This window comes from Streptomyces sp. AF1A, from assembly GCF_047340315.1.
Taxonomy (GTDB): Bacteria; Actinomycetota; Actinomycetes; order Streptomycetales; family Streptomycetaceae; genus Streptomyces.
Map to the genome: position 1 here is coordinate 1 of NZ_JBLEBI010000085.1, position 26,744 is coordinate 26,744.

At 70.5% G+C, this 26,744-nt stretch carries 23 protein-coding genes, 3 tRNA genes and 1 pseudogene; 11 read left to right on the forward strand and 16 right to left on the reverse strand.

Annotated features, from left to right (window positions below):
• The 5 genes from ACLU3S_RS21840 to ACLU3S_RS21860 all read left to right on the forward strand — a co-directional run.
• Nucleotides 1-463 (forward strand): sirohydrochlorin chelatase (locus tag ACLU3S_RS21840; RefSeq protein ID WP_413953611.1); only part of this gene is annotated, 463 nt, incomplete at its 5' end.
• A gap of 67 nt (nucleotides 464-530) precedes the next feature.
• The gene (locus ACLU3S_RS21845) at nucleotides 531-1,811 is read left to right on the forward strand and encodes a deoxyguanosinetriphosphate triphosphohydrolase (RefSeq protein ID WP_413953612.1); all 1,281 of its coding nucleotides are present in this window, start codon (nucleotides 531-533) and stop codon (nucleotides 1,809-1,811) included.
• A gap of 104 nt (nucleotides 1,812-1,915) precedes the next feature.
• A complete protein-coding gene (locus tag ACLU3S_RS21850; RefSeq protein ID WP_413953613.1) occupies nucleotides 1,916-3,181 on the forward strand; it encodes an NAD(P)/FAD-dependent oxidoreductase in 1,266 nt (421 codons plus the stop codon).
• Between the two features lie 37 nt (nucleotides 3,182-3,218).
• Nucleotides 3,219-5,126: a DNA primase gene (dnaG, locus tag ACLU3S_RS21855; protein WP_413953614.1), complete on the forward strand. Its 1,908-nt coding sequence runs from the start codon at nucleotides 3,219-3,221 to the stop codon at nucleotides 5,124-5,126.
• 66 nt (nucleotides 5,127-5,192) lie between these two features.
• Nucleotides 5,193-6,461: an RNA polymerase sigma factor gene (locus ACLU3S_RS21860; RefSeq protein ID WP_413953615.1), complete on the forward strand. Its 1,269-nt coding sequence runs from the start codon at nucleotides 5,193-5,195 to the stop codon at nucleotides 6,459-6,461.
• A gap of 45 nt (nucleotides 6,462-6,506) precedes the next feature.
• Here the strand turns inward: ACLU3S_RS21860 and ACLU3S_RS21865 are convergent, their stop codons facing one another.
• From ACLU3S_RS21865 to ACLU3S_RS21880, 4 genes are all read right to left on the reverse strand, one after another.
• Complete coding sequence (locus tag ACLU3S_RS21865; protein WP_413953616.1) at nucleotides 6,507-8,435, reverse strand: ABC transporter ATP-binding protein; 1,929 nt, start codon at nucleotides 8,433-8,435, stop codon at nucleotides 6,507-6,509.
• Complete coding sequence (locus tag ACLU3S_RS21870; RefSeq protein ID WP_413953617.1) at nucleotides 8,435-10,168, reverse strand: ABC transporter ATP-binding protein; 1,734 nt, start codon at nucleotides 10,166-10,168, stop codon at nucleotides 8,435-8,437. The genes ACLU3S_RS21865 and ACLU3S_RS21870 overlap by 1 nt, the downstream gene beginning before the upstream one ends.
• 185 nt (nucleotides 10,169-10,353) lie before the next feature.
• On the reverse strand, nucleotides 10,354-11,808 hold the full coding sequence (locus ACLU3S_RS21875) for an FGGY family carbohydrate kinase (protein ID WP_413953618.1): 1,455 nt from the start codon (nucleotides 11,806-11,808) through the stop codon (nucleotides 10,354-10,356).
• A gap of 81 nt (nucleotides 11,809-11,889) precedes the next feature.
• A complete protein-coding gene (locus ACLU3S_RS21880) occupies nucleotides 11,890-12,195 on the reverse strand; it encodes a YtxH domain-containing protein (RefSeq protein ID WP_413953619.1) in 306 nt (101 codons plus the stop codon).
• 151 nt (nucleotides 12,196-12,346) lie between these two features.
• Between ACLU3S_RS21880 and ACLU3S_RS21885 the strand changes: the two genes are divergently transcribed.
• From ACLU3S_RS21885 to ACLU3S_RS21895, 3 genes are all read left to right on the forward strand, one after another.
• Nucleotides 12,347-12,419 (forward strand) — tRNA-Asn (locus ACLU3S_RS21885).
• Between the two features lie 6 nt (nucleotides 12,420-12,425).
• Nucleotides 12,426-12,498 (forward strand) — tRNA-Asn (locus ACLU3S_RS21890).
• Nucleotides 12,499-12,674: 176 nt separating this feature from the next.
• Nucleotides 12,675-12,751, forward strand: a tRNA-Ile gene (locus ACLU3S_RS21895).
• A 796-nt stretch (nucleotides 12,752-13,547) separates the two neighbouring features.
• Here ACLU3S_RS21895 and ACLU3S_RS21900 read toward each other — a convergent pair.
• The 7 genes from ACLU3S_RS21900 to ACLU3S_RS21930 form a co-directional block, all read right to left on the reverse strand.
• Nucleotides 13,548-13,994, reverse strand: coding sequence for a PIN domain-containing protein (locus ACLU3S_RS21900; RefSeq protein ID WP_398861556.1), 447 nt, complete (start codon nucleotides 13,992-13,994; stop codon nucleotides 13,548-13,550).
• Complete coding sequence (locus ACLU3S_RS21905) at nucleotides 13,991-14,233, reverse strand: type II toxin-antitoxin system Phd/YefM family antitoxin (RefSeq protein WP_413953620.1); 243 nt, start codon at nucleotides 14,231-14,233, stop codon at nucleotides 13,991-13,993. Before ACLU3S_RS21905 ends, ACLU3S_RS21900 begins: the two co-directional genes overlap by 4 nt.
• Nucleotides 14,234-14,743: 510 nt before the next feature.
• Nucleotides 14,744-15,472, reverse strand: a complete 729-nt coding sequence (locus ACLU3S_RS21910; protein WP_413953621.1) for a DUF6531 domain-containing protein — start codon at nucleotides 15,470-15,472, stop codon at nucleotides 14,744-14,746.
• 702 nt (nucleotides 15,473-16,174) lie between these two features.
• Complete coding sequence (locus tag ACLU3S_RS21915) at nucleotides 16,175-16,564, reverse strand: DUF6193 family natural product biosynthesis protein (protein ID WP_413953622.1); 390 nt, start codon at nucleotides 16,562-16,564, stop codon at nucleotides 16,175-16,177.
• 16 nt (nucleotides 16,565-16,580) lie between these two features.
• Complete coding sequence (locus ACLU3S_RS21920) at nucleotides 16,581-16,880, reverse strand: hypothetical protein (protein ID WP_413953623.1); 300 nt, start codon at nucleotides 16,878-16,880, stop codon at nucleotides 16,581-16,583.
• Nucleotides 16,881-16,975: 95 nt separating this feature from the next.
• Nucleotides 16,976-19,777: an RHS repeat-associated core domain-containing protein gene (locus ACLU3S_RS21925; protein WP_413953624.1), complete on the reverse strand. Its 2,802-nt coding sequence runs from the start codon at nucleotides 19,775-19,777 to the stop codon at nucleotides 16,976-16,978.
• Between the two features lie 375 nt (nucleotides 19,778-20,152).
• On the reverse strand, nucleotides 20,153-20,431 hold the full coding sequence (locus ACLU3S_RS21930; RefSeq protein ID WP_413953625.1) for a hypothetical protein: 279 nt from the start codon (nucleotides 20,429-20,431) through the stop codon (nucleotides 20,153-20,155).
• A gap of 1,365 nt (nucleotides 20,432-21,796) precedes the next feature.
• Between ACLU3S_RS21930 and ACLU3S_RS21935 the strand changes: the two genes are divergently transcribed.
• Together ACLU3S_RS21935 and ACLU3S_RS21940 are read left to right on the forward strand one after the other, a co-directional pair.
• Nucleotides 21,797-22,144 carry a hypothetical protein gene (locus ACLU3S_RS21935; RefSeq protein ID WP_413953626.1) on the forward strand — a complete coding sequence of 116 codons (348 nt, stop codon included), beginning with the start codon at nucleotides 21,797-21,799 and terminating at the stop codon, nucleotides 22,142-22,144.
• Complete coding sequence (locus ACLU3S_RS21940; RefSeq protein ID WP_413953627.1) at nucleotides 22,141-23,094, forward strand: anti-sigma factor RsbA family regulatory protein; 954 nt, start codon at nucleotides 22,141-22,143, stop codon at nucleotides 23,092-23,094. The genes ACLU3S_RS21935 and ACLU3S_RS21940 overlap by 4 nt, the downstream gene beginning before the upstream one ends.
• 32 nt (nucleotides 23,095-23,126) lie before the next feature.
• On the opposite strand, the gene ACLU3S_RS21945 is transcribed toward ACLU3S_RS21940, so the two are convergent.
• The 4 genes from ACLU3S_RS21945 to ACLU3S_RS21960 form a co-directional block, all read right to left on the reverse strand.
• Nucleotides 23,127-24,164: a rod shape-determining protein gene (locus ACLU3S_RS21945; protein ID WP_413953628.1), complete on the reverse strand. Its 1,038-nt coding sequence runs from the start codon at nucleotides 24,162-24,164 to the stop codon at nucleotides 23,127-23,129.
• A gap of 188 nt (nucleotides 24,165-24,352) precedes the next feature.
• Nucleotides 24,353-24,544, reverse strand: a complete 192-nt coding sequence (locus ACLU3S_RS21950) for a hypothetical protein (RefSeq protein ID WP_413953629.1) — start codon at nucleotides 24,542-24,544, stop codon at nucleotides 24,353-24,355.
• A gap of 480 nt (nucleotides 24,545-25,024) precedes the next feature.
• On the reverse strand, nucleotides 25,025-25,432 hold the full coding sequence (locus tag ACLU3S_RS21955; RefSeq protein WP_413953630.1) for a hypothetical protein: 408 nt from the start codon (nucleotides 25,430-25,432) through the stop codon (nucleotides 25,025-25,027).
• A complete protein-coding gene (locus ACLU3S_RS21960; RefSeq protein WP_413953631.1) occupies nucleotides 25,429-25,809 on the reverse strand; it encodes a CU044_2847 family protein in 381 nt (126 codons plus the stop codon). The genes ACLU3S_RS21955 and ACLU3S_RS21960 overlap by 4 nt, the downstream gene beginning before the upstream one ends.
• Before the next feature lie 183 nt (nucleotides 25,810-25,992).
• Between ACLU3S_RS21960 and ACLU3S_RS21965 the strand changes: the two are divergent.
• Nucleotides 25,993-26,331 (forward strand): annotated as a pseudogene (locus ACLU3S_RS21965) (hypothetical protein); the annotation flags it as partial.
• On the opposite strand, the gene ACLU3S_RS21970 reads toward ACLU3S_RS21965, so the two are convergent.
• A partial coding sequence (locus tag ACLU3S_RS21970; protein WP_413953632.1) for a carboxyl transferase domain-containing protein occupies nucleotides 26,324-26,744 on the reverse strand: 421 nt, incomplete at its 5' end. The pseudogene ACLU3S_RS21965 and the gene ACLU3S_RS21970 sit on opposite strands and share 8 nt — an antisense overlap.

A 26,744-nucleotide genomic window follows, 5' to 3' on the forward strand; every position in this document is an offset into this window, starting at 1 on the left:
ACGCGCGCGCGTGGCCGCGCCGCTCGGCCCGCACCCGCTGCTCGCCCAGACCCTGGACGACCGGCTGGCCGAGGCCGGCTGGCCGAAGGACCCGGACGCCGCGACCCGCCGCGCGAGCGCCGTCGTACTGGCCGCCGCCGGCTCCCGCGACCCCGACTCCGCGGCCGACACCCGGCGCACCGCCCGCCTCCTGGCCGACCGGCTGGGCGTGCCGGTCGTCCCCGCGTACGCCTCGGCGGCGGCCCCGACCGTACCGGCGGCCCTGCGGGCGCTCGCGGCGCGCGGCCGGCACCGGGTGGCGATCGCCTCGTACTTCGCGGCTCCCGGACGCTTCGCCACCCAGTGCGCGCAGGCGGCGCCGTGGATCGCCGCGGCCCCGCTGGGCGCCCACCCGGCGATGGCCCGCCTGATCCTGCACCGCTACGACCGGCGTCTTGCGGCACCGTCGGCGCGGGCCGCGTGACGGGCGCGCGGCGGCACCGGCGGCCGCGCACCGCCCTTTTGTCACCGCCGACGCTTACTGTCGAATCATGGAAGGCACCGCACTCCTCGACAGCTACGACCCGGCAGCGCTCGAACGATGGGCCCCCGAGCCCGACAAGCGCCCCGGCCGCACCGCCTTCCAGCGCGACCGCGCGCGCATCCTGCACTCGGCGGCGCTGCGGCGCCTGGCCGGCAAGACACAGGTCGTCACGCCGGGCCAGCGCAGCGCCCGCGCCTGGGACGCCAGCCCCCGCACCCGGCTCACCCACTCCCTGGAGTGCGCCCAGGTCGGCCGCGAGCTGGGCGCGGCCCTCGGCTGCGACCCCGACCTGGTCGAGGCGGCCTGCCTGGCCCACGACCTCGGCCACCCGCCGTTCGGCCACAACGGCGAGCGGGCGCTGAACGAGTTCGCCGACGACTGCGGCGGCTTCGAGGGCAACGCCCAGTCCCTGAGGCTGCTCACCCGCATCGAACCCAAGCGGTTCACCTCCGACGGCCGCTCCGTCGGGCTCAACCTCACCCGCGCCGCCCTCGACGCCGCCACCAAGTACCCCTGGCCGCGCGGCGCCCACCCCGCCGACCCGGCGTCCGGCAAGTTCGGCGTCTACGAGGACGACGTTCCGGTGTTCGCCTGGGTCAGGGCCCACGCCCCGGGCACCCGCACCTGCTTCGAGGCCCAGGTCATGGACTGGTCGGACGACGTGGCCTACTCGGTGCACGACGTCGAGGACGGCCTGCACGCCGGCCACATCGACCCCGGCAGCCTGCACGCCGAGTCCGAGCGGCAGGGCGTGTTCGAGGTCGCCGTCGGGCGGTACGTCCCCGCGGACACCGACCCGGCCGAACTCGCCGCGGCCCTCGACCGGCTCCAGGACGAGGAGTGGTGGCCGCACGGCTACGACGGCACCGCGGTCGCCCAGGCCCGGCTGAAGGACGCCACCAGCCAGCTCATCGGCCGGTTCTGCCTGGCCGCCGAGGGCGCCACGCGCGCCGCGCACGGCAGCGGCCGGCTGACCCGCTACGACGCGGAACTCGTCGTACCCCGCGCCACCCGCATGGAGTGCGCGGTGCTCAAGGCGGTCGCCGACCGGTATGTGATGCAGCGCGCCGAGCAGGAGCGGCTGCGCGCCGACCAGCGGGTGATCGTGGCGGAGCTGGCGGAGGCGCTCACCGCCCGCGCCCCGGACGGCCTCGACCCGCAGTTCCGGGCGCTGTTCGACCGGGCACCCGACGACCGCGCGCGCAAGCGGGTGATCGTCGACCAGATCGCGTCCCTCACGGATGCCTCAGCGCTGTCGCTGCACGCGAGACTGACGGGGCATATGTGAGAGGAACGTGACTCCGGGTGGCCTGATCGGGTCACACCCTCTTCCCGCCGCACGCCGCGTGCGGGACGCTCGCTTATGGCGGCACCCTCAAGAGGAGGCATCAAGTGGTCGACGCGGATCAGACATTCGTCATCGTCGGAGGCGGCCTCGCCGGAGCGAAGGCGGCCGAGACGTTCCGCGCGGAGGGCTTCACCGGCCGGGTGATACTGATCTGCGACGAACGCGACCACCCCTACGAGCGCCCGCCGCTGTCCAAGGGCTACCTGCTCGGCAAGGAGGAGCGTGACAGCGTCTTCGTGCACGAGCCCGCCTGGTACGCGCAGAACGACGTCGAGCTGCACCTCGGCCAGACCGTGGACCGCATCGACCGCGCGGCGAAGACGGTCCGCTTCGGCGACGACGGCACCCTGGTCCGCTACGACAAGCTGCTGCTCGCCACCGGCGCCGAACCCCGCCGCCTCGACATCCCCGGCACCGGCCTGGCCGGCGTCCACCACCTGCGCCGGCTCGCCCACGCCGAGCGGCTCAGGGGCGTGCTGACCTCGCTCGGCCGGGACAACGGGCACATCGTGATCGCGGGCGCCGGCTGGATCGGCCTGGAGGTCGCGGCGGCGGCCCGCGAGTACGGGGCGGAGGTCACCGTGATCGAGCACGGGCCGACCCCGCTGCACCGCGTGCTCGGCCCCGAGCTGGGCAACGTCTTCGCGGAGCTGCACCGCGCGCACGGCGTCCGCTTCCACTTCGGGCGGGAGCTCACCGAGATCGTCGGCCAGGACGGCATGGTCCTCGCGGCCCGCACCGACGACGGCGAGGAGCACCCGGCGCACGACGTCCTCGCGGCCATCGGCGCGGCACCGCGGGTCGCCCTCGCCGAGGCGGCCGGGCTGGAGATCGCCGACCGCGCCGACGGCGGCGGGGTGGTGGTCGACGCGCGGCTGCGGACCTCCGACCCGGACATCTACGCGGCCGGCGACGTGGCGTCCTTCCCGCTCCCCCTGTTCGGGACGCGGCTGCGGGTCGAGCACTGGGCGAACGCCCTGAACGGCGGCCCGGCGGCGGCACGCGCCATGCTCGGCAAGGACGTGACGTACGACCGCGTGCCCTACTTCTTTACCGACCAGTACGACCTGGGCATGGAGTACAGCGGATGGGCGCCGCCGGGGTCGTACGACGAGGTGGTGATCCGGGGCGACGCCGGCAAGCGGGAGTTCATCGCGTTCTGGGTGAAGGAGGGACGCGTGCTGGCCGGGATGAACGTGAACGTGTGGGATGTCACAGAGAAGATCCAGCGGCTGATCCGCGCCGACGCGCCGGTGGACCTCGAGGCCCTGGCCGACCCGCACGTACCGCTGGACGGCCTCGTCTCCTGAGAACCGGGCTGTCGCACCACCCCCGTAGAATTCACGCGTGGCAGGACGGATCAACGACGAGGACGTGAAGGCGGTACGGGACGCGGTCCCGATCGACGCCGTGGTCTCCGAGTACCTCCAGCTGCGCAACGCGGGCGGCGGCAACCTCAAGGGCCTGTGCCCGTTCCACGACGAGAAGTCGCCGTCCTTCCAGGTCAGCCCGAGCAAGGGACTCTTCCACTGCTTCGGCTGCCAGGAGGGCGGCGACACCATCACCTTCGTGATGAAGGTGGACCACCTCTCCTTCTCCGAGGCGGTCGAGCGCCTCGCCGCGCAGGCGGGCATCACCCTGCGCTACGAGGAGGGCGGGTACAACCCGGCCCACCAGCGCGGCGAGCGCATCCGCCTGGTCGAGGCGCACAAGATCGCCGCCCAGTGGTACGCCGAGCAGCTCGCCACCAGCCCCGAGGCCGAGACCGGCCGGGTCTTCCTCGCCGAGCGCGGCTTCGACCAGGCCGCCGCCGTCCACTTCGGCGTCGGCTACAGCCCCCAGGGCTGGGACCACCTCACCCGCTTTCTGCGCGGCAAGGGCTTCAGCGACAAGGAACTGATCCTCTCCGGCCTCGCCCAGGAGGGCCGCCGGGGGCCCATCGACCGGTTCCGGGGCCGCCTGATGTGGCCCATCCGCGACATCGGCGGCGAGGTCGTCGGCTTCGGCGCCCGCAAGCTGTACGAGGCGGACAACGGGCCGAAGTACCTGAACACCCCCGACACGCCGATCTACCGGAAGAGCCAGGTGCTCTACGGCATCGACCTGGCGAAGAAGGAGATCGCCAAGACCAGCCGCGCGGTCGTGGTCGAGGGCTACACGGACGTCATGGCCTGCCACCTCGCCGGCGTGACGACGGCGATCGCGACCTGCGGCACAGCCTTCGGCGGCGAGCACATCAAGATCCTGCGCCGGCTGCTGATGGACAACGGCTCGGCCCGGGTCATCTTCACCTTCGACGGCGACGCGGCCGGACAGAAGGCCGCCCTGCGCGCCTTCGAGGACGACCAGAAGTTCGCCGCCGAGACCTACATCGCCATCGCGCCCGACGGCATGGACCCGTGCGAGCTGCGCCTGGCCAAGGGCGACGAGGCCGTCGCCGACCTGGTCGAACCCCGCACCCCCCTCTTCGAGTTCGCGCTGCGCCAGATCGTCTCCCGCTACGACCTCGACACCCCGGCCGGCCGCGCCGCCGCCCTGGACGAGGCCGCCCCGGTCGTCGCCCGCATCAAGAACAGCGGCGCGCAGCACGAGGTGGCCGTGGAGCTGGCCGGCATGCTCGGCATCCTGGACACCCAGTTCGTGGTCAAGCGCGTGGCCCAGCTGGCCCGCTGGGCCCGGGAGCGCGGCGGCAGGGCGCCGCAGCAGGAGCGGCCGCGCGCGGGCGAGCCGCAGTGGGCCGCCGCCGGACCCCGCCCGGGTCCTTCGGGACCCGCCCTCACGCTGCGCAACCCCGTCTACGCCACCGAGCGGGAGCTGCTCAAACTCGCCCTCCAGCGGCCCGAGTTGGTCTCCCCGGCCTTCGACGCCTACGGCGTGGACGAGTTCACCGCCCCGCCGTACGCCGCCGTGCGCCAGGCCATCGCGGAAGCGGGCGGCGCCCAGTACGGCGTGCAGGACGCGTCGGAGTACCTGGTCCGGGTCCGCGAGGCGGCACCCGACGACACCGTCCGCGCCATGGTGACCGAGCTGGCCGTGGAGGCCATCATGCGGCGCACGGTCGACGAGACCTACGCGGGCGAGCAGCTGGTGACCGTCCGGCGCCGGGCCGTGGCCCGCCGGCTCACCGAACTCCAGGGCGTGCTGACCCGGCTCGGGCACTCCGATCCCGCCCAGTCGGCCGCGATCCAGAACGAGATGATGATCCTGACCAGGTACGACAGGGCCCTGCAGGACGAGGGCCCGTCCGCTCTCTAGCGCCGGGGATCACCAGCCGGTCACGGACCGGACGCAAAAAGTCACCGCACGCCCCTCGTGGCGGGGATGTGTCGTACTCCACACTGGGTCCGGTGCCCGAGTCCTCGGAGCGCAGGCCGTCGACTCTCCGCTCCCGAAGTACCGCTGCCGCACTCCTTCAGCAGCGAACACCTGGAGGTCGCCCCCGTGCAGACCCAGACCCTCACCCAGACCGACAGCACTGCCGGCGCCACCGCTGACGAGCCGGACGCGGAGTCGGACGTCCTCGTGGCCGTGCCGCCGCAGAGCCGTCTCGCCGTGCACCCGGAGTCCGCGGGGGCGGCGCCCGCCGAACCGGCGGAACCACCCGCCGAGGCGCTGGCGGCCGAACCCGAGGAGCCCGCGGAGATCGAGGAGCCGGTCGCCCCCCGGGCCGAGACCGCCGGCCCCTCGGCCGACCTGTTCCGCCAGTACCTGCGCGAGATCGGCCGCATCCCGCTGCTCACCGCCGCCGAGGAGGTCGAACTCGCCCGCCGGGTGGAGGCCGGCCTGTTCGCCGAGGAGAAGCTGAGCAACACCCCCGACCTGGACAGCGAGTTGGCCCACGACCTGGACCGGCTGGTGGTCATGGGGCGCATGGCCAAGCGGCGGCTGATCGAGGCCAACCTGCGGCTCGTCGTCTCGGTCGCCAAGCGGTACGTGGGCCGCGGCCTGACCATGCTCGACCTCGTCCAGGAGGGCAACCTCGGGCTCATCCGGGCCGTGGAGAAGTTCGACTACGCCCGCGGCTACAAGTTCTCCACCTACGCCACCTGGTGGATCCGGCAGGCCATGTCCCGCGCCCTCGCCGACCAGGCCCGCACCATCCGCGTCCCGGTCCACGTCGTGGAGCTGATCAACCGGGTGGTCCGGGTGCAGCGCCGCATGCTCCAGGAGCGCGGGTACGAGCCGAGCGCGGACGAGGTCGCCGCCCACCTCGACCTGGCGCCCGAGCGGGTCGGCGAGGTGCTGCGCCTGGCCCAGGAGCCCGTGTCGCTGCACGCGCCCGTGGGTGAGGAGGACGACGTGGCCCTGGGCGACCTCATCGAGGACGGCGACGCGGCGAGCCCCGTGGAGTCCGCCGCGTTCCTGCTGCTCAGGGAGCACCTGGAGGCCGTGCTGTCCACGCTCGGCGAACGCGAGCGCAAGGTCGTCCAGCTCCGCTACGGCCTGGCGGACGGCCGCCCCCGCACCCTGGAGGAGATAGGGCGCATCTTCGGCGTGACCCGCGAACGGATACGGCAGATCGAGTCCAAGACCCTCAACAAGCTCCGGGACCACACCTTCGCGGACCAGCTGAGGGGCTACCTGGACTGACGCGGGGGCCGCCTGCCGACGGCCCCCGGCGCCCCGTCCGCCGGCCTAGTCGACCTCGGCCACGGCCTGCGCGAACTGCGCCTGGTACAGCCGCGCATAGGCCCCGCCGGCCGCCAGCAGGTCCGCGTGCGCGCCCTGTTCGACGATCGACCCGTTCTCCATCACGAGGATCGTGTCGGCGTCCCGGATGGTCGACAGCCGGTGCGCGATGACGAACGACGTCCGCCCCGCCGCGAGCTTGGCCATCGCCTTCTGGATCAGCACCTCGGTCCGGGTGTCGACCGAACTCGTCGCCTCGTCCAGCACCAGGATCGTCGGGTCGGACAGGAACGCCCGCGCGATGGTGATGAGCTGCTTCTCACCCGCGCTGACGCCCGTGCCCTCGTCGTCGATCACGGTGTCGTACCCGTCGGGCAGGGTCCGGATGAACCGGTCGGCGTGCGCGGCCCGCGCGGCCTCCTCGATCTCGCCCCGAGTCACCTCGCGCGCGGCGCCGTACGCGATGTTCTCCGCGATGGTGCCGCCGAACAGCCAGGTGTCCTGGAGCACCATGCCGATCCCGGACCGCAGTTCGTCCCGGGACATGCTGCGGATGTCGACGCCGTCGAGCGTGATCCGGCCACCGGACACGTCGTAGAACCGCATCAGCAGGTTGACCAGCGTGGTCTTGCCCGCGCCCGTCGGGCCGACGATGGCCACCGTGTGCCCGGGCTCCGCCTTCAGCGACAGGTCCTCGATCAGCGGCTGGTCCGGGTCGTACCGGAACGACACGTGCTCCAGCTCGACCCGTCCGCGCAGCTCGGCCGGACGCTCGCCCGGCACCGGGTCCGCCTCCTGCTCCTCCGCGTCCAGGAGTTCGAAGACCCGCTCGGCCGAGGCGACACCGGACTGCACCAGGTTCGCCATCGACGCGACCTGCGTCAGCGGCATCGAGAACTGCCGCGAGTACTGGATGAAGGCCTGCACGTCACCGATGGACAGCGCGCCGGACGCGACCCTGAGGCCGCCGACGACCGCCACCAGCACGTAGTTCAGGTTCGACACGAACATCATCAGCGGCTGCATGATGCCGCTGTTGAACTGCGCCCGGAACGCGGCCTGGTACAGCGCCTCGTTCTGCTCGGCGAACTGCTGCGCCGACTCCTCCTGCCGGCCGAACACCTTGACCAGGGTGTGCCCGGTGTACATCTCCTCCACGTGCGCGTTCAGCTTGCCGGTGGTGCGCCACTGCTGCACGAAGTGCGGCTGCGACCGCTTGCCGACCCGGGTGGCGACGACGAACGACAGCGGCACGGTGACCAGGGCCACCAGCGCCAGGATCCAGGAGACGTAGAACATCATGACGAGCACGCCGATGATGGTCAGCACCGAGTTGATCAGCTGCCCCATCGACTGCTGCAGCGTCTGCCCGATGTTGTCGATGTCGTTGGTGGCACGCGAGAGCACCTCACCGCGCTGGCGCTGGTCGAAGTACGACAGCGGCAGCCGCGACAGCTTCGCCTGCACGGACTCGCGCAGCCGGTACATCGTGCGGTTCACGGACCGGTTGACCAGCCGGGTCGCGACCGCCATCAGCAGGCCGGCGACCAGGAAGGTGCCGAGCGCGAGCAGCAGGACGTTCCCGACGGCACCGAAGTCGATGCCCTTGCCGGGGGTGAAGTCGGTGCTCTTGAGCATGTCGGCGATGGCGCCCTGGCCGTGCGCGTGCATCTGCGCGAGCACCTGGTCCTTGGTGGCCCCGGCCGGCATCTGCCGGCCGATGATGCCGGAGAAGACCAGGTCGGTGGCCCGGCCGAGGATCTTCGGGCCGATCACGCTCAGGGTCACGCTGACGACCACGCACATCAGCAGGCCGATGATGGTGACCCGTTCGGGTCTGAACTGGGCGACGAGCCGTTTGCCCGACCCCTTGAAGTCCATCGAGCGCTGGTCGGGGCTGCCCCCGGCCATCATGCGTCCCATGGGCCCGGCCATCAGGCGGCCTCCGCTTCCGTCAGCTGGGAGAGCACGATCTCCCGGTAGGTCTCGTTGCCTGCCATCAGTTCGTGGTGCCGGCCGGAGCCGACCACGCGGCCCTCGTCCAGCACGACGATCCGGTCGGCGTCCCGGATGGTCGCCACCCGCTGGGCGACGATGACGACGGTGGCCTCGGCGGTCTCACGGGCGAGCGCGGCGCGCAGGGCCGCGTCCGTGGCGTAGTCGAGCGCGGAGAAGGAGTCGTCGAAGAGGTAGATCTCCGGGCGCTGCACCAGGGTGCGGGCGATGGCCAGGCGCTGGCGCTGACCGCCGGAGACGTTCGTCCCGCCCTGCGCGATCGGCGCGTCCAGGCCGCCCTCCAGCTTGCTCACGAAGTCCTTGGCCTGCGCCACCTCCAGCGCGTGCCACAGCTCCTCGTCGGTGGCGTCGGGGTTGCCGTAGCGCAGGTTGGTCGCGACCGTCCCCGCGAACAGGTACGGCTTCTGCGGCACCAGCCCGACCGTCCGCGCGAGCAGCTCGGGGTCGACCTGCCGGACGTCCACGCCGTCCACCAGCACCTCGCCCTCGGTGGCGTCGAACAGCCGGGGGACCAGCCCGAGCAGGGTCGACTTGCCGCTGCCGGTGGAGCCGATCACGGCGGTCGTCTCACCGGGCCGCGCCTCGAGGCCGATGGACTTCAGCACCGGCTCCTCGGCACCCGGATAGCGGAAGCCCGCCCCGCGGATCTCCAGATGCCCGTGCCGGCGCAGCTCGGTGACCGGCGTGAGCGGCGGCACCACGCTGGAGTCGGTGTCCAGGACCTCCTCGATGCGCTCGGCGCAGACCTCGGCGCGGGGCACCATCATGAACATGAAGGTGGCCATCATCACGGACATGACGATCTGCATCAGATAGGCGAGGAACGCGGTGAGGTCGCCGATCCGCATCCCGCCGCTGTCGATGCGGTGCGCGCCGAACCAGACCACCGCGATGGAGGACAGGTTCACCACCGTCATGACCATCGGGAACATCAGCGCGAGCATCCGGCCGGTGGCCAGCTGCATCTCGGTCAGCTCGCCGTTGGCCCTCCCGAACCGGCCCTGCTCGTACTCGTCCCGGACGAAGGCGCGGATCACCCGGTTGCCGGTGATCTGCTCGCGCAGCACCCGGTTCACGGTGTCGAGCCGGACCTGCATGGCGCGGAACAGCGGCCGCAGCCGGCGCACGATCAGCGTCACGCAGATCGCCAGCACCGGGACGACCGCGACGAGCACCCCGGACAGCGGCACGTCCAGCCCGAGGGCCAGCACGATGCCGCCGACGCACATGATGGGCGCCGACACCATGAGGGTGAACGACATCAGGACCAGCATCTGGACCTGCTGCACGTCGTTCGTCGTGCGGGTGATGAGGGAGGGCGCCCCGAAGTGACCCACCTCACGGGCGGAGAAGGACTGCACCCGGTCGAAGACGGCGCCGCGCACGTCGCGGCCCAGTGCGGCGGCCGTCCGCGCACCGAAGTACACGGCGCCCATGTTGCACACGACCTGGGCCAGCGAGATGCCGATCATCAGGCCGCCGTAGGACAGGATGTAACCCGTGTCACCCTTCACGACACCGTTGTCGATGATGTGCGCGTTCAGGGTGGGCAGGTAGAGAGTGGCGCAGGTCTGCAGGAACTGCAGCAGCACCAGCAGGGTTATGGGTTTTTTGTAGGGCCTCAGATGGGTCCGCAGAAGTCGTATGAGCACGCTGGGTCTCTCGGAAGTCGGCGACAGGGGCTGGTCGGTGTGCCCTTGGCCCCTATCGTCTGACACTCCACCCGCGTTACCTCAACCGATTAACCCAACAGCGGATTCTCGTACGGCCCTACGAGTGCCGGGCGTGCCGAAGTGGTTTGGGCGGCTTCGAGTTCTCCGGGTGCGTCTGGGTGCGTCTAGGCGCGGAACGCTCCCGGGTGGGTCTGCTCCCGCACGGACACGAACTGCTGCCGCACCGCCTGCCCGACGGCCAGCTCGTCGCCCGGCTCCAGCACCTGCGCCGCCGCGCCCTGCCAGGCCGGCGGGGTGCGCGGGTCGAGGGTGCCCTGCGAGACGCCGAGCGCCCAGGCCGCCTGCCGGGCCGCGCCGATCGCCGCGTAGTCCGCGGGCTGCGGCACGACGACCTGCGCGCCGAACAGGGACGGCGCCGAGGACTGCACGGCGGGCAGCTCGGCGGCCTGCCCCAGCAGGAAGATCCGCCGCACGTCCACGCCCCGCCCGCGCAGCACGTCCAGCGCGTCGGCGAGCCCGCACAGCATGCCCTCGAACGCGGCCCGCGCCAGGTGCTCGGGCTTCATCGACTCGCGCCGCAGCCCGGCGAGCGTGCCCGCGGTGTGCGGCAGGCTCGGCGTCCGCTCGCCCTCCAGATAGGGCAGCAGCACCAGCCCGTGCGAGCCCGGCGTGGACTTCATGGCGAGGTCGGACAGGCTCTCCAGATCCGGCAGCCCGAGGAGTTCGGCGGTGCCGCGCAGGGCCCGTACGGCGTTCAGGGTGGTGACGACCGGCAGGTGCATGCCGGTGGCGTCGGCGAGGGAAGTGATCATCCCGGACTGGTCGGTGAGGGCCTCCGGATGCACGGCCATCACCGAGCCCGAGGCGCCGAGGGAGACCACTGCGTCGCCCAGCCCGATCCCGAGCCCGAACGCCGCGGCCATGGTCTCGCCGGTCCCGGCCGAGATCAGCAGCCCCTCCGGGGTCGTGCCGGCCGCGTCCGAGGGGCCGATCACCTCCGGCACCATCGCCTGGTGCCCGAGCGCCAGCTCCACCAGGTCGGGCCGGTAGGCGCCGGTGGCCGCGGACCAGTAGCCGGTGCCGGACGCCCCGCCGCGGTCGGTGGTGCGGCGCACCGGCCGCCCGAGCAGCTGCCACACCAGCCAGTCGTGGGCCTGCAGCAGCACGGCGGTACGCCGGGCGTTCTCGGGTTCGCTCTTGGCGAGCCAGCGCAGCTTGGTCACGGGCCGGGCGGCCTGCGGGACGCAGCCGACCGCCTGCGCCCAGGCCTCCCGGCCGCCGAGCGCGTCGATGAGATCGGCCGCCGCGACCTGGGCCCGCTTGTCCGCGCCGACCATCGCCGGGCGCACCGTGTTGCCCTGGGCGTCCAGCGGGATCAGCGCGTTCTGCTGCGCGGAGACCCCGATGGCCTGCACGCCCTCCAGCAGACCGCCGCCCGCGGCCTCGCCGAGGGAGAGCAGCCAGGCCTGCGGGTCGACATCGCTGGGCCGGCCGCCGCCCTCCGGTGCCTCGACCGGGTGCGGGGCGTACCCCTGCCGTAGTACGGCACCGGTGTCCGTGTCGCAGACCACGATGCGCGTGAAGTCCGGTGAGCTGTCCAAGCCGGCGACTATCCCCATGCCGAGAATTTTGCCGCATCCCCGCGCTTGTTTCGGCCGTCGGCACCCAAGGGGGTGAGGGATCGGCCCCGGACGGCGCGCCTACGTGTTGCTCGTGCCCCAGTCGTCCTCGGGCGTGCCGTCGATGTTCCGCTCCCGCAGGGACCGCACCCGCTGGGCCACCGACGCGGGAACCCGGTCCCCGACCTTGTCGCTGACGGTGTGGAACGCCTTGCCGGCGTAGACCCGGCCCTGCTGGGCGGCCGTCTCGGCGGTGTTGCGTACGGCCGGGTTCTGGGCGATTTGGCGAGCGGACTTCTTCAGCTGCTCGTAGCGCTCGCGTCCGGCCCTCGTGCCGAGTACGTAACCGAGGGCCAGTCCGGCGAGGAACGTGAGCCGGTAGCGCATGGCTGTCACCCTTCCCGTGCGTAGGTCTGCGGTGCGGCGCCGGAGGTACCGATTGGCGGAGCACCCCCCTGCTTGCGCTAATGTATGTGTCGCAGCGAGCGCGCGCCCCCTGGCGAATACCCGGGTAGGTACGTTCGATGCAACGAGGCGATCCTCCGTAGCTCAATTGGCAGAGCAGCCGGCTGTTAACCGGCAGGTTACTGGTTCGAGTCCAGTCGGGGGAGCTTCGGTCCTCCGTAGCTCAATTGGCAGAGCAGCCGGCTGTTAACCGGCAGGTTACTGGTTCGAGTCCAGTCGGGGGAGCACGCTGAACGAGGACCCCGTCGGGGTCCTTTTTCACGTCCGCGGGAACCGCTGTACCTGCGGCGCTGTCCTCGAGGTCATGAGCAGCGCGGAAGCCGACCATCCGAGGCAGGAGATCGTATGAGCGGCTATGCTGCGGCAGACGGCGCGCACACTTGTACGCGACACGCCGCTATGGGGCGGTAGCTCAGCCGGTTAGAGCAGCGGACTCATAATCCGTCGGCCGTGGGTTCGAGTCCCACCCGCCCCACCAAGTGAAGGTCAGAGAAACGTTCTGACCTGCGGAAACGTCTCTTCTCGGCAGGGAGATCGTGAACTCCGGCCCAACGGAGAGAATCCGCTGCTCAGGGGCACTGTCGGAAGCCGTAGGGGATCGCCTGGCTGCTCCTGACAGGGCTCTGACCTGCAGCGTCGCGAGCGTTCGGGTGCGGCTGGAGGCCACCTGGGGGCTCCGTGGTCCAAGATCCAGTGGACGCGTAGTGGACGCAAAAACGTAGGGCGGGTTCAGAGGGGCGCGGCCGGTTCGAGGAGGAAGAGGACCGTCGGGGCGGTTGTCCGAGTTCAAGAGCCGCTTCGGTCAAAGCGGATCCACGAAAGCCGCGGGTGAGTGAGGCGCCACCCCGGACGTGGCTACCGCGTACTACCTGCCGCCCTGCGCACCCGACCTCCACCCCGGGAAGGCATCTGGTCCTTCCTGCAACGTGGTTGGCTTGCAAACACCACGTAGGCCAGCTGCCGCCCGGGCGGTACAACAGGGCGGTGGAGATGGAACGTTGTAGACAGCCCTGACCGAGCGCGCCAGCAGGTGGCACGGAGCAGGCGCCCTTGGTGCCTGTACCTGAGTTTGAGTGGACACAACGCCCCGCGTGGCCTCCGCTGCCCCGGCTTGGGATCATGCTGTAGCGTGCCCTGCTCGTGCTGACCAACGGCGAGGTCGCAGGCTGACCGACTCTCTTCGCCGCGATCTGACAGAAGTGGCTGTGCCAGGAGCACGCCGCACCGACGTGATCGGCTGGTGCTGGCGCTGGGTGTCGCGCTAGCGGTGCGGCCTACAGGTCGTCGGGTAGGAGCCGGAAGGCGGGATGGCCGGTCAGGGGGCGGACCATGCGGAAGTGATGGTCGGTGGTGAGCAGGGCGTCGGTTCGGTAGGCGGCGGCCAGGGCGACGTTCATGGCGTCGGTCAGTCCGATGCCTTTGCCGCCGTCGGCGTCGGCATACCCCTCTGCGACCGCGATCGCCGCACTCAGGTGCGTGCTGACAGGCGGTACCTCGAATCGGCGCGTCGCTACGTTGCGTTCGATGAACCGGGCCGCCGCCAGAGCTTTGCGGGCTCCGGCGCGTGTCGCGATCAGGTAGTCCAGCTCGGCCAGAACCAGGGGGGAGATGACCAGGTGGCTGGTCGCTGCCAGTGCCTTCCTGTGCTCCTGGTGTCCGGTGAGGTTCGGGTCGAGCAGGCGGTACAGGCCGTTGGTGTCGGCGATGGCGATCATCGTCACGCGCCCATACCCTTGAGCGTGTCCTCGATCTCGTCGTCGGTGAGATCGGGCAGGCCGAGGTCGGGAAGGTCGATGTCCCCCATGGGGTCGGTCGGGTACGGGGGGATGTCGGTGTCACTTATCGGTACGACCCGAGCCACCGGGGTGCCGTTCTTGGTGACCGTGACGGTCTCGCCACGGGCCGCGGCGGCGAGGATCTGCGAGGACTTCTGGTTGAACTCGCGGGCAGTGGTCTCCATGTACTACATGTTACTACCCTAGGCTGTCGGCGACAGCCGGTGCCGCTCCGGTGTCCGCGGAGCAGCCGGAACGCGAGTGCCGCGGTCGCAGCGGCGAATGCGGCCGGGGCCGCCGAGGGCGCGAAGACGCGGCGATGCCGCGGTCACTCACGAAGGTGTCGGCAGGCAGCTGCTCGCCTACCACCCGGATAAGAGGCCGAACCCGAACGGCCCGGGGCCCTGGGCCACGCTGAAGAACCATCCACCGGTGCAGCAGTTTCTGCACAAGGCGGCGTCCGGAACAGTCTCCCGCCTTCACTAGAGGTATGGCATGGGCTTCAAACTCGGACGTCGATCTGCTCCGCTTCCAGGCGCAGTGACCAGGGGTTGCCCGGTCGGTTGACAATGCGCTGTGCGCACCCGTTCTGCCAGGCCCTCGGCCGGCGGCGGCGGGTGAGGTGACAGATTGCCTGTCGCGGACGTCAGCGGGTTGGCCTGCCGCGAGCCCTTCGGCACGCGGCAGGCCAGACCTCAATTCTGAATGAGACGGCCCTGTGAATCGTAGGAGTAGGTCCGCACCTTGCCCACCACATCCGCGACTCGCGCCAGGTAGCCCTCGTTCGTGTACACGTACGTGACTCGGCCGCCGTCTGCGAGGGTAACGGTCAGAAGCAGTCCTGTGCTGCTTGTGTTGAAGCGAGCTACGCGGCCTTCAGCGTCTGACACAGACGCGATCCGTCCGGTTGCCGTGTAAGTGAGCTTGAGGCCTTCACCGCTGCCGTTTACGACCGTGCTGAGCCGTCCGGGTCCATCGAAGTTTCGTACCAGGTTCCCGCTGTCCGACGTCAGGGAGTAGCCCCCGTCCGTGGTTGTCAGCCTGTAGGCCGTGCCCTCAGGTGCGCTATAGGTGCCGTCACTCTGCTTGGTGAAGGTCACCTTGGTGCCGTCCGCGTCGTTGAGAACTACTGTCGTCCTGAATACTTCGAGCCTTGCTTCGAGGGAAAGTTTCCACCCCTTGCCGAGGAGCCCGGGCGTCGCTGCAGGATCCCAGTGGTAGAACCTCGTGAGGCTGAACGGGACGCCCCGACTGACGACCTCCGCGTCCACCACCCGCAGGTCACTTGCCGAGCTCCGTACCGCGCTCTGGTGAGCGACGGGTTCGGTTCCTTGAGATGCCGTAGCTGCATGAGCGACGCTCATCGCCGCTATACCCAGTCCAGCTAAGGCGAAGGCGACGCTCTTGCGGAAGTGAGACTTCATAGTCTTTACTCCTTGATTCATCGGGCTGGCGTCAGATGACAGGAAATCCAGCATGGATTCCGTCGTCCAAGGGGTCGAACCGAACCAGGCAGGTGCGTGACCACGGTGGTTCTGGCGCGGCAGATGTGGTCCGGGACACTGGTTCCAAACCACATTCAGCAGTGGTCGCAGGGAAAACGGCGCCGCCGATACGGCAGGCGTCGTTTTCCCTGCGGGTCATACTCGGAACTGAGCCTGAGTTCCTTCAATGTAAAGGAGAAGGGGTTTGGTCACTTCCCCGTCCTCGACACGCTCGAGTTTCAAGTCAAGGTCTTGGACGGCCTTGACTGCCCAGACCTTGTCCGGGGGAAAACTAAGCCGTCTGGCCTCCTCCTGTGCCGCGAAGAGATCTTGTAGGCCAACCCATGCGTCGGCTGGCTCGAACCGGCACATGACCCACGGCTGGTCTGCGCCACGGGGATACAAGTAGCCGACGATCTCGTCTCCTTGCTTGACTCTGTAAGATGGGTGTTCGCTCTCGCTACTTTCTCCCTGAGCCACGCGGATCGCCCCTTACCTTCCATCCAACGATGGATCGGTGGCGGTGTCGGGCCACGCCACCCCGTTTTTCCTGGCGGCTCGGCGAGGGCCGGGCGATGCGAAACAGGCCGACGCCGGACGTGAGCCACCTCGGACGCGTGCGCGGAGCGGGCCGCCCTGTCTTCAGTTCCTGCCGGGTTTATCCGCCTTCCGGCTTTCTACCCACTCTGCTGTAAATTCTACCGCCTCAGCCGGGTCGCTTGTAAGGAAGAGGCAGATCTCTTTCGGATAAGGCCAGGAGAGGACTCGATATTCTCCGTTAGCGGTAGAGATCGCGGGCAATGCATCATTAATGTCCTCGATCGACTCACTCTCTGAAAACGTCAATGACCACATTGATGCGGCGGGGTAGAGCGATCTCAAAACGGGATTCTTTGAGGCCGCCGAGATCAGCTTCCACATCTCTTCAGTGGCCAGACTGCCGGATGGACGCGGAGGACTGAACTCATCCAGCAGGGCCTTCCATTCCTCATCACGGCTTCTCATAGCGTGATGGGGGACTTCCTGCCGCATCGGAGCGCAGCGAAGTTCAGTAACGGAAGTTGGCCTTGTCTCCCCGGATCTGAATCATGACTGGGGTGATGGTTTCGTCGCCTTCTTGGGGATGAAGCTGAAGGGGAAGGCCGCGGACGGCGCCGATGGCTTCGATCATCTGTGCCTGGTCGCCGCTGTCGACGGCCTCGGCCTGTGCTTCGAAGAGCTCCCTCACTTGTTCCCATCCCTCGCCTGGGGTGAAGTGGCACCTGAACCAGGGCTGGTCAATGTCGATGAGGGAGAGAGAGCCGAGAGCAGTATCGTCGCTCTTCAGCACCCATGAGCGTGACGCCACGTGTGCACCTTTCGTGCGGCATTTTCTGGTCTAATCCGTAGGGTGTGCCCCCGGTACAGTCGGTGCCGGAGACACACCCTACGTGGTGGTCGGGCCTATCCGAGCTCGGCTATATCCTGCAGGATCTGTTCCAGGCTGGTGCCTGCCGGCCATTCCTTCGCGATGGCGTGGGCGTTGATGGAGAACTTGACGAGGATCTCCTTGTCACGCCATGAGGCATCCTTCGCGAAGTTGTAGAACTCGTGCGGGACATGCAGGTTGGCCGCCGCGTCGATCGTCTCGGAGTCGACCTGGGAGAGGTCGACCGCGACGATGGTCTGCTGGCCCTCACCGCTGTACTTCCAGGCGATCTTCGGATCGCGGCTCAGGGAGATCCAGGGCGAGTCGTTGTCCTGGACGACGTGCTGCCATGCGGCAACGTCCGGATTGCTGCCCGCCGCCCTGAGCCCCTGGCTCGCATCTTCGTCGGCGCGCAGGCCGCGGTAGGCGTAGCCGCTGAGCCGGTTGGTGTGGGCGGAGACCGTGACCGGCGGCATGAAAAGGCGGTTCTTCAGCCAGCTGAAGGCTGGGCCGGCGAGGCTGCTGCTCATGCCACCCGCAGCCCCGAACAGCAGGTCCCAGGGGGTGGTGGGCTGGCAGTGCGCTTCGTTGTCTCCCCAGGAGAAGCCGGCACCTACGAGGCCGTTGAAGGCGGTGCTTGTCGCGAGGGCGCGGCCTCCGCTCAAGCCGAGGGCGCGGGCGGCGGTGTTGCCGGCGCCGGGCATGATGGCGCCTGCGATGGCGCCGGTGACGGCGCCTTCTCCGGTGGCGTTGGCGAAGCCGCCCCAGGTGAATCCGCCATGGCGGTGTTGCCAGCCGTAGACGCCGCCTTCGACGGCGGCACCGACGACGGCACCGATGCCGGCGCTGACGCAGATACCGCAGCGACCGGAGGGGTCGTCCTGGTTGGCGGGGTCGTTGTTGGCGTAGGCGTAGGTCGACAGGTTGGGGCTGTCGTTGTCTACGGGTGCAGGGTCGGGGCTGGTGAAGCGCCGGTTACCGGGATCATAGCTACGCTCGCGCAGGTACAGGCGGCTGGTGAGAGCGGGGTCTTTGTATTGGCCGGTGTAGCCGAAGATGCTGCTCTGGCCGTTCGTGGTGCTGGCTTTGCCGGTGGAGACGCCCCAGGCGCTGTAGGTGAAGGTGTAGTTCTCCTTGCCGGCTGCGTCGTAGACCGCGGTGACGGAGTTTTGGGTGGAGGTGTCGGTGCAGGCGCGGGTCATCCGGCCGGCATCGTCGTAGGCGTAGCGGTCGGCGAGGCCGGTAGTGGTGGCGTCCTTGAAGTAGTCGGCGGTGATGCGGCCGTCGTCGTCCCGTTGGAAGTAGCGGGCGCCGGTGCCTTCCGAGAGCGAGGCTAGGCGTCCGGCCCGGTCGTAGGTGCGGGCTTCGGTGACGGCTGTGGTCGTGGGCAGCTTGGTCGCGGTGAGGTTCCCCGCGGCGTCGTAGGTGTAGGTGGTGGTCTGACTGCCTGCCGTCTGGCCCGTGATGTGGCCGTCGTCGTCGTAGGCGTAGGTGATGGCACGACCGTCGGGGTAGGTCCGGCTGCTGAGGGTCCCGTTGGGGTTGTAGGTGTACTTGAAGGGGTTCGCGGCCCCGGGGGAGGTGATGGTCAGCGGCCGGTCTTCGTTGTCGTAGGTGAAGGTGCTGGTGCCGGTGCCGTCCGCGACGGTCTTGGGATGGCCAGCCGCGTCGTAGGTGTATGAGACGGTCGGGGTGCCATCGGAGTAGGTGGTTTTGGTGACCAGGTTGCGGGCGTCGTAGGTGTTGGTGATGGTCTGCCCGCGGGCGTTTGTGGTCTTGGTCCGGTTGCCGTTGGCGTCGTACAGGAAGGCGGTGGCGCGCCCCAGGGGGTCGGTGACTTTGTTGAGGCGGCCGGCGTCGTCGTAGCCGTAGCTGGTGATGTGGCCGTTGGCGTCGTGACGGGACGTCAGGTTGCCCAGGTCGTCATAGCCGAGCTTGGTGGTTCCGCCGTCGGGAGTGGTGACAGTCGTGAGCCGGCCCAGCTTGTCGTAGCCGTAGGTCGTCTTCTTGCCGAGAGCGTCGGCGCGTTCGGTGAGGCGTCCGTCGCCGTCGGAGGTGTTGTAGACGATCTTGACGCCGGAGGGGTCGGTCTGGCTGACGACGTTGCCTGCGGCGTCGTAGCTGGTGCTCCAGGTGTACTGGGAAGGGTCAGCGCCGGAGGCGTTGCCGCGCGGTTCCACCCTGGTGGTCAGGCGGCCGTTGTCGTCGTAGCCGTAGGTGGTCTTGCTGCCCCGTGGTGACGTCTCGGAGACAAGGTTTCCGGCGCCGTCGTAGGCGTAGGTGACGGTCTTGCCACCACGGTCTGTCGTGGTGAGCAGCCGGTTGTCGTCGTCAAAGGTGCTGACGGTGGTCTTGCCGAGGGCGTCGGTGGTCTTGGTGACGTTACCCTCGCCGTCGTACTCAGTCTTCCGCACGTGCCCGAGCGGATCGGTGACGGCGATCGGCCGGTATTCCGCGTCGTAGTCGGTCTTGGCGGTGTTGCCCGCGGGGTCGGTGACGGTGACCTGGTTACCGACCTTGTCGTAGCCGTACTTCCACGTGTACTTCGAGGGATCCGCGCCCGAGACATTGCCCAGCGGCGTCGTCATCGTCAGCAGGCGACCGGCCTTGTCATACGTGTAGGTCGACTTCGCGCCGGACGCATCTGTACGTGAGGTGACATTCCCCACGACGTCGTAGGTGGTCTTCGAGGTGTGGCCAGCGGCGTCCTTCACCGCGGTCAGCCTGTTGGCCGCGTCGTAGGTGTAGGTCGTGGCCTTGCCCGAGGCGTCCGTCACGGAGCTGAGGTTGCCGGCGGAGTCATATTCGTTGCGGGTGGTGTTTCCCTTCGTGTCCACCGTCGTCGTAAGCCGGCCTGCATCGTCGTACCCGTAGGTCGTCGTGAAGTCATCGGGGGACGCGCCAGGCAGATTCCCCCGCGGGTCGGTCTGCCTTTGTGCTGTGCGAGCTCTGGGAGCTAAGCGGATGCGAAAATACGAACGATTCACCATCGGAAGCTGGCCGAATTTCGTCCACGGCCGGTGTTCATCCGGCCCAGAGCCGATACGCCGATACTGCGTCAGCAAGAAGCCGGGCAGGGATGTGCGTCGATAGCCGAGGAGTGTGAGGGGGCGGCGAGGATTGCGGGCGTTGCAGCGGAGGCACCGGCCGCGACCCCTTCAGCCATACGGAGGGCGGCGAGCTTCCGCCAGCTGGCCACTTCCCGAGCCGCATTACTGGTCCGCTCGCATCAGCTCCCGCCGCTCGCGGTTCAGCAGCCCGCACGCCAGGCCACCCACGGCCGCGGCGGAGGCTGCGCCGATCCCGCCGGTCTCCAGCGCGGCGAGGGCCTGCTCCTGGTTCTCCCAAAGATCCTGCGCTGTCCGCCAGCTGACGTCGGGATGCTGGCCGACCAGGTAGGCGCCCTCGGTGACGGCGCCGAACCAGGTCAGGCGGGTGGCGCTGCGCCGCCATCCGGCCTTGTAGGAACGGCACCGTACACGGGCCTCCACCTTCGCAGGACGTGGGTGCCCGGCCGCCAGAAGGCCGCGTCAGTGCGCTTCACACTGTCCAGGTCGCGGCCGGCCACGATGCGGCCGATGCTGAACATCAGGGATTCGGCGGTCTCCTCCACCTGCTGTTCCACCCTCGGGCGAAGAGAGAGTGGCCTGCTTCGCCGGTAAGGCAGTCCGCTGCGCCGGAGTTCAACTCCATCCCCTCTCGGTGACCTCGACCTGCGCGTACGGCTCACCATGCCGTTCGCGCCGGGCGGGAAGAGGGTGCCGGTGGACTCCCAGTGGACACGCAGTGGACGGAAGGACCCGGAAGGATCAGGAAGGCCAGCGCAGAGCCAGAACCACGAAGGGCCTCTGACCTGCGGTTATGGGAAAGTCGAGGCAAGAGCGGGGACTGATCGGAAGATCCTCAAAGGACTCATAATCCGTCGGCCGTGGGTTCGAGTCCCACCCGCCCCACCAGGCGTCGCAGGTGCAGAAACGATGTCACCTGCGCTGACGTGAGAACGGTGGCCACGCCGCAGCGGCGGCCACCGCTCACCCGCTCGGACCAGGATCCGGGGCCCCACCGGGACCCGGAGGATCCGTCCGGGTCACCCGGAGGGCCGAGAACGCCCCCGTCGAAGTCCACGGCGGTGCCCGCCACTTCCCGGCCGGCCGGTCCGGCGGTGGCACCGATGATCGCAAAGTTCGCCAACCGCCCCAAAACACGGACGAGTTGAGTTCTCCCGGGCTTGAACCAGCCGTTCGCTGGGCACGGACCCCCTACCGGTGTGCACCGCCGGAACGGTGTCGGCAGGAGGAGGCGTCATGGACCGTCGTATCCGGGTACGGGTCAGCCGGCGGCCGGCAGCGCCGCGCGGGCAGGAGATCGACCGCAGGACGCCCTCGGGCCGCATCCTGCCGTACTGACGCCGCCCGCCCGGGTCGGCCGGGTGGATCTGCCGGGACCGGCTTTGTGGTGCGGCCGGCCGGCTCAGGGCCGGCGGCCGTGGCGGGCCGCTCCGCCGGGCGCGGGGCCGCGCGGGGCCGCGTGCGGACACCTCGGACGGGTCCGGCTCCACCCCGGCCACGCCATCGGGCAGGGCCGCCAGGGACCCGGCGAGGGCGTCCGTGCAGTCGTGGGCCAGTTCGCCGTGTGCCGCAAGGACGGCCTGGTCACCCTCGTACGGCCGTCCACGTCCAGGGCGTCCAGCCGTCCGACGCGTGCCGTGCTTCCCGGCGGGGGTCATGTCTCTCCCCGCTCGGTGCCGGGGCCCTCATGAGGTAGGTCGCCCGCCCTCCGATTACGGACCCGTACCCCGTAGGGGAAAGCCCGGGAGCATACTGAGCACCCGTGACCCTGTGCGGCTGGGAGATGGTGTGAACGGAGCCCGAACGGCGGGGCCCGCACGAGTCGACGCCGTGGCCGTGCGTGCGGTGCCGCGGCTCGACGCGCACCCGTTGTCCGAGCGGAGCGGATTCCGGGTGGCGGGCGAGGCGAGCCTGCCCGCGCGGGGGCTGCGGGAGCGCGTGCCGGAACGGGCCGCCCGTCACGGCGGGGCGCCGTACTACGGGGAGCCCTCCGCGCCGGCCTTCGGCGATGTCGCGGGCGCCGGCCGGCGTATCGGCGAGGCGCGGCTGGTGCCGGACCGCCCGCCGCCCGCCCCGATCCGCGTACGGGAGCTGCCGGGGCCCAGAAGCCCGGGAATCGAGGTGCTGACGTCATGACCGCGACGGCCGGGCCGATCGAGCCCTTCGTCCATCCCGCCCTTTTCTACGGCGACACACAGCAGTACCTGGCCGGCACGATCCCCTTCGTCCGCGCCGCCCTGGCGGCCGGCGAGCCGGTCGCGGTCGCCGTCCCCGGCGAGAACCTGCGCCTGATCCGGGGCGAGCTGGGCGCCGACGGCGACGGCGTACGGTTCGTGGACATGCGGGTGGCCGGCCGCAACCCCGGCCGGATCATCCCCGGCGTGCTGCGCGCCTTCGCCGACGCCCAGCCGCCGGGCCGCCGGGTGCGGATCGTCGGCGAGCCGGTCTGGGCGGACCGCAGCCCGGCCGAGTACCCGGCCTGCGCCCAGCACGAGGCGCTCATCAACGCCGCGTTCCAGGGCCAAGAGGTGAGCATCCTGTGCCCGTACGACACCGCCCGGCTGGACGAGCGGGTGCTCGCCGACGCCCACGCCACCCACCCCGTGGTCATCGCGGACGGCAGCGCCGAGACACGGCCCAGCCGGACTTACGACCCCGACGGCGTCGTCGCCCGGTACAACGAGCCGCTGCCGCCCGCCCCCGGCAACGGCCCCGGCGTGCTCGCCGTCGCCTTCGACGAGGAGACCCTCTCCGCGGTGCGGCACCTGGCCGCGGAGCACGCCGCGGGGCTGGGCCTGGCGGGCATGGCCCTGGAGAACCTGGCGCTGATCACCGCCGAGCTGACCACCAACAGCGTGATCCACGGCGGCGGTACGGGCACGCTCACGGTGTGGCCGGAGGACGGGCGTGTGCTGTGCGAGGTGCGGGACAAGGGCCGCCTGACGGACCCGCTGGCCGGCCGCCGCCCCGCCTCCCGCGATCAGCGCGGAGGGCGCGGCCTGCTGCTGGTCAACCTCGTCGCCGACCTGGTGCGCACGCACACCGGTCCCGAGGGCACGACGATCCGGTGCCACCTCGCGCGGTGAGGCCGTGGCCGGCCACCCGGTGCCGTCGTGGGTCAGGCGGCGATGGCGTCCAGGGCCGGCGGCTGGATGCGGCCCTCCATCATGGCGCCGAGGCCCTGGGCCGCGCAGAGGTCGGGCCGCTCCGCGATGTGCACCGGCATCCCGGTGGCCTGCTGGACCATCTGCGCGAAGCCGGGCAGCAGCGCGGAACCGCCGACCATGACGATCCCGCGGTCGGCCAGGTCCGCCACCAGGTCCGGTGGGCACTCGCGCAGCACCTTGCCGATGCCGTCCAGGACCGCGGTCAGCGGGGCGTGGATCGCGTCCCGCACGGCGGCGGTGTCCACCCGCACGCTGCGGGCCAGCCCGGTGGCGACGTCCCGGCCGTTGATCACCGTCTTGGTGGGGCCGTCCAGGGAGAGCCCGGCCCCGGACAGGGCCAGCTGCAGCGGCCGTACCGCCTGGCTGGGCAGCAACAGCTCGTGCTCGTGGCGCAGATGCTGCACGATCGCGTGGTCCACGGCCTCCCCGCCCACAGGCATCCGCTCGGCGGTGACGATCGAGCCCAGCGACAGCACCGCGACCTGGGTGGCCGCCGCCCCGCACACCATGATCATGTGGGCCTCGGGCAGCTCCACCGGCAGCCCGCACCCCACCGCCGCCGCGATCAGCGTGTCCACCAGCTGCACCCGGCGCGCTCCCAGCCCGACCAGCGTCTCGATCGTCGCCCGCTGGGCGAGCGGATCGGCGTCGTGCGGGGTGCAGGCCGCCGCGCGCAGCCAGGGCTTGCGCCGCAGCCAGCGGCGCATCCTGTCGCCGAGCAGGTGCCGCAGCATGCGCTGGGCCATCTCGATGTCGATCACCGTGCCGCCGGAGATGGGGCGTACGACCCGGATGTAGTCCGGCGTGCGGCCCGTCATCTGCTCCGCCAGCTCACCGACCGCGATGAGTCCCCCGCTGCGGATGTTCACGGCCGCGACCGAGGGCTGGTCGACGACGAGGCCGGAGCCCTTCACGTACACACGGGTGCTGGCCGCCCCCAGGTCGACGCCGAAGTGGCAGCGGCGCAGCTGCTCCAGACTGACGGTCACGGCAGTTCCTCCCGGGTGGCACGGGCCTCAGCCGGCCGGCCGGCGGGCCTCGTTTCTGTCCTTGTGTCTGCATCCTGTGCGGGACGCACGGCCGGGCGCCTTTTGTGGGGGGCCGGGAGGGGTGCGGCCGAACGGGCGGTTTCCGATGTCAGTCCGGTGTGTCGCGTCGTCAGGAGGCCGCTGGCGGGTCAGGTACGGGTCCGCCACAAGGTCAGTTCGCCGCGTACCGTGCAGCCGGGCACCTGGGTGGCTGGAGCAGCGAGTGAGAACGGCTGCCGCTCGGCCATGACACCGGGGGAGATGCTCGCCAGGTTCCGCAGCCGCTGGCGCACCGCCTCCCTGATGCGCTCGGGGAACGGCTCGCCGTCCGCGTGCGCCACGGCCGGAGCGGGTCGCTGACACGCCAGACGGCCGTGCCGATGGCCCGGAAGAACGATTCCCTCTCATCCAGCTCCAGGCGGCGCTCGGCGAAGTCGATTTCGAAGTACTCCGTGGCTCCCGGGCGCCGGGTGGTGCCGAGCTCGCCCGCGCCGGTCCGGTAGACGACGGTCCGGACCTCGCCGGCTCCCTCGGGGAAGACGTCACCGGCGGGGAGCGGGTGAGGGCCGAGGACGGGCGGCGGCAGGTGCGTGCCGTCGAAGAGCGGGCGCGCCATCCGGCACAGCCGGTACCAGCCCGCAGCGGTACCCGGACGCAGGGACTGCAGCCAGGGGGCCAAATCTGGATCCTCGTCCAGTCGTCCCGGAGCATCTGCGGTACGGCCACGATGCCCCGCCGGTCCTCGGAGACGTCCAGCGTCCGGCGGTCGCGCACCGCGTCCGGAGCCTGGATACGGCCGTCTCCTACGAGACACTCGAAGGTCACCAGCCAGCGAAAGTTCCCAGCTGCACGACCTCGTCCTCGAAGTGCCGCATTGTGGCGTGCAGCAGGGGCAGGCCGGCCATGCCCGGTGCCGTCACCACTGTCCAGCCGTTGTCCCGCGCGGTCGGCCGCAAGGTGTGACGGGCCGGCCCGCTCGCCGTCAGCAGCCTGGTGACCGCCCGGCCGAGTGCGGCCACGGTGTCCGGGTGCCGGGCGCCGTCGGCGAACTCGAAGGTGGCCCTGGTGCGGTAGGCACGTGGGGGTGCCTCGTCGCCGACGGTGTCGTGGGGATGGCCGTAGCCGTCTTCGTCCTCGCAGGTCAGCACGGTGGTGGGGGAGACCAGGACGCCGGCACCGTGCACCACGCCCCCGCACTCGACGCGGGCCTGCCAGGACGCACCGCTCATGACCCGGACGCCGGCTCCGGGGCGCTCACGGCGGAGGGGTCCGGCGCACCCGGCGCCGCACGGCCGGACGTCCAGCCCAGTCGCACCACCAGCTGCCCCTCCGCCGCCCCCTTCGCGATGACCGCGCCGGCCTCCGCGGTCAGTTTCACGGCGAACTCCAGCTCCACGGAGTCGGGGTGCAGGGCGCCGTCGCGGAAGACGCGCAGGGCGGAGTGGGCCGCGGCGCGCACGTTGTCGAGGGCGCCCTCGAAGGTGCGGGTGGCCTGGGCGGCCGGGCCCTCCCCGCGCGAGACGAGCCGGGTCCCGCCCGGGCCGTCGGCGCTCTCCACGACGACCACGGCGCCGTCCTCCGTGGTGAACTCCATCAGCCTGTTCATGGCGCCGAACCCCCCGAGTTCCCGACCCTCGACCAACTCCATTGTTGCGGACGGGAGCTGAGCGCGTGGCGGGAACGCGCCGCGGCGCCCTCCCGCCAGGACCGGTCACCATCCCGTCCTCACACGGCACCTGACACTCTTCCCAGCACACGACCCCCTCGACACACACGAGAAGAGGCGTGGATGACCACAGGACCAGTCGGACACGGCGCGGTACTGCTGGCGGCGGGGCTGGTGGGTGCCCTGTTGCCGGCCGGAGAGGCGGTGGCGCGCACCGCCGCGGCCCCGCGCCCTCCCGCTTCCGCCACCTCCGCCACCACCGCCACCCTCGTCACCGGCGACAAGGTGACCGTCACCGAACTCGGGCACGGCAGTCGGACGGTCACCTTGCAGCGGCCCCGGGGCGCCACGGGCCCCGTGCGCACGCAGTCGAGCAACGGTGACCTCACCCTCGTACCGGACGAGGCGCTGCCGTATCTGCGGGCCGGGACGCTGGACCGGCGGCTGTTCGACGTCAGCGCGGGTCCACGACCGCCCGGACCACCCCGAGGTCCACCAGGTCCTGCGGCCGGATGCGCAGTTGTCCGGCGGTCGCCTCGACCTCCTCCGGCCCTCGCTTGAGGATGGCCGCCGCCGACTCCGGGGCTATCACCGAGAAGTAGCTGTCCGGCGTCGCCCAGGTACGGCCCGGCGCGGCCAGCGCGAGGGCGCCGCCGGAGCCGCCCTCGCCGATGACGAGCGTGGTCAACGGCACCCGGGCGGCGGCGACCGCCGCGAACACCTCCGCTATCGCCGCGCCGGCGCCCTGCCTCTCCGCCTCCGCGTCGTTCGCCGCACCCGGGGTGTCCACCAGGGTCAGCACCGGGATGCCGAGCCGGTCAGCCAGCCGGATCAGCCGCGCCGCGGTCCGGTACCCGGCGGGCCGGGTCGCCGCC

Excerpts from the sequence above, each read along its gene's own strand:
- ACLU3S_RS21845 (WP_413953612.1), top strand. The coding sequence starts at position 531 with ATGGAAGGCACCGCACTCCTCGACAGCTACGACCCGGCAGCGCTCGAA.
- ACLU3S_RS21860 (WP_413953615.1), top strand. The coding sequence starts at position 5,193 with ATGTGTCGTACTCCACACTGGGTCCGGTGCCCGAGTCCTCGGAGCGCA.
- ACLU3S_RS21865 (WP_413953616.1), bottom strand. The coding sequence starts at position 8,435 with ATGGCCGGGCCCATGGGACGCATGATGGCCGGGGGCAGCCCCGACCAG.
- ACLU3S_RS21875 (WP_413953618.1), bottom strand. The coding sequence starts at position 11,808 with ATGGGGATAGTCGCCGGCTTGGACAGCTCACCGGACTTCACGCGCATC.
- ACLU3S_RS21880 (WP_413953619.1), bottom strand. The coding sequence starts at position 12,195 with ATGCGCTACCGGCTCACGTTCCTCGCCGGACTGGCCCTCGGTTACGTA.
- ACLU3S_RS21905 (WP_413953620.1), bottom strand. The coding sequence starts at position 14,233 with ATGGAGACCACTGCCCGCGAGTTCAACCAGAAGTCCTCGCAGATCCTC.
- ACLU3S_RS21910 (WP_413953621.1), bottom strand. The coding sequence starts at position 15,472 with ATGAAGTCTCACTTCCGCAAGAGCGTCGCCTTCGCCTTAGCTGGACTG.
- ACLU3S_RS21915 (WP_413953622.1), bottom strand. The coding sequence starts at position 16,564 with ATGCGGCAGGAAGTCCCCCATCACGCTATGAGAAGCCGTGATGAGGAA.
- ACLU3S_RS21940 (WP_413953627.1), top strand. The coding sequence starts at position 22,141 with ATGACCGCGACGGCCGGGCCGATCGAGCCCTTCGTCCATCCCGCCCTT.
- ACLU3S_RS21955 (WP_413953630.1), bottom strand. The coding sequence starts at position 25,432 with ATGAGCGGTGCGTCCTGGCAGGCCCGCGTCGAGTGCGGGGGCGTGGTG.
- ACLU3S_RS21960 (WP_413953631.1), bottom strand. The coding sequence starts at position 25,809 with ATGAACAGGCTGATGGAGTTCACCACGGAGGACGGCGCCGTGGTCGTC.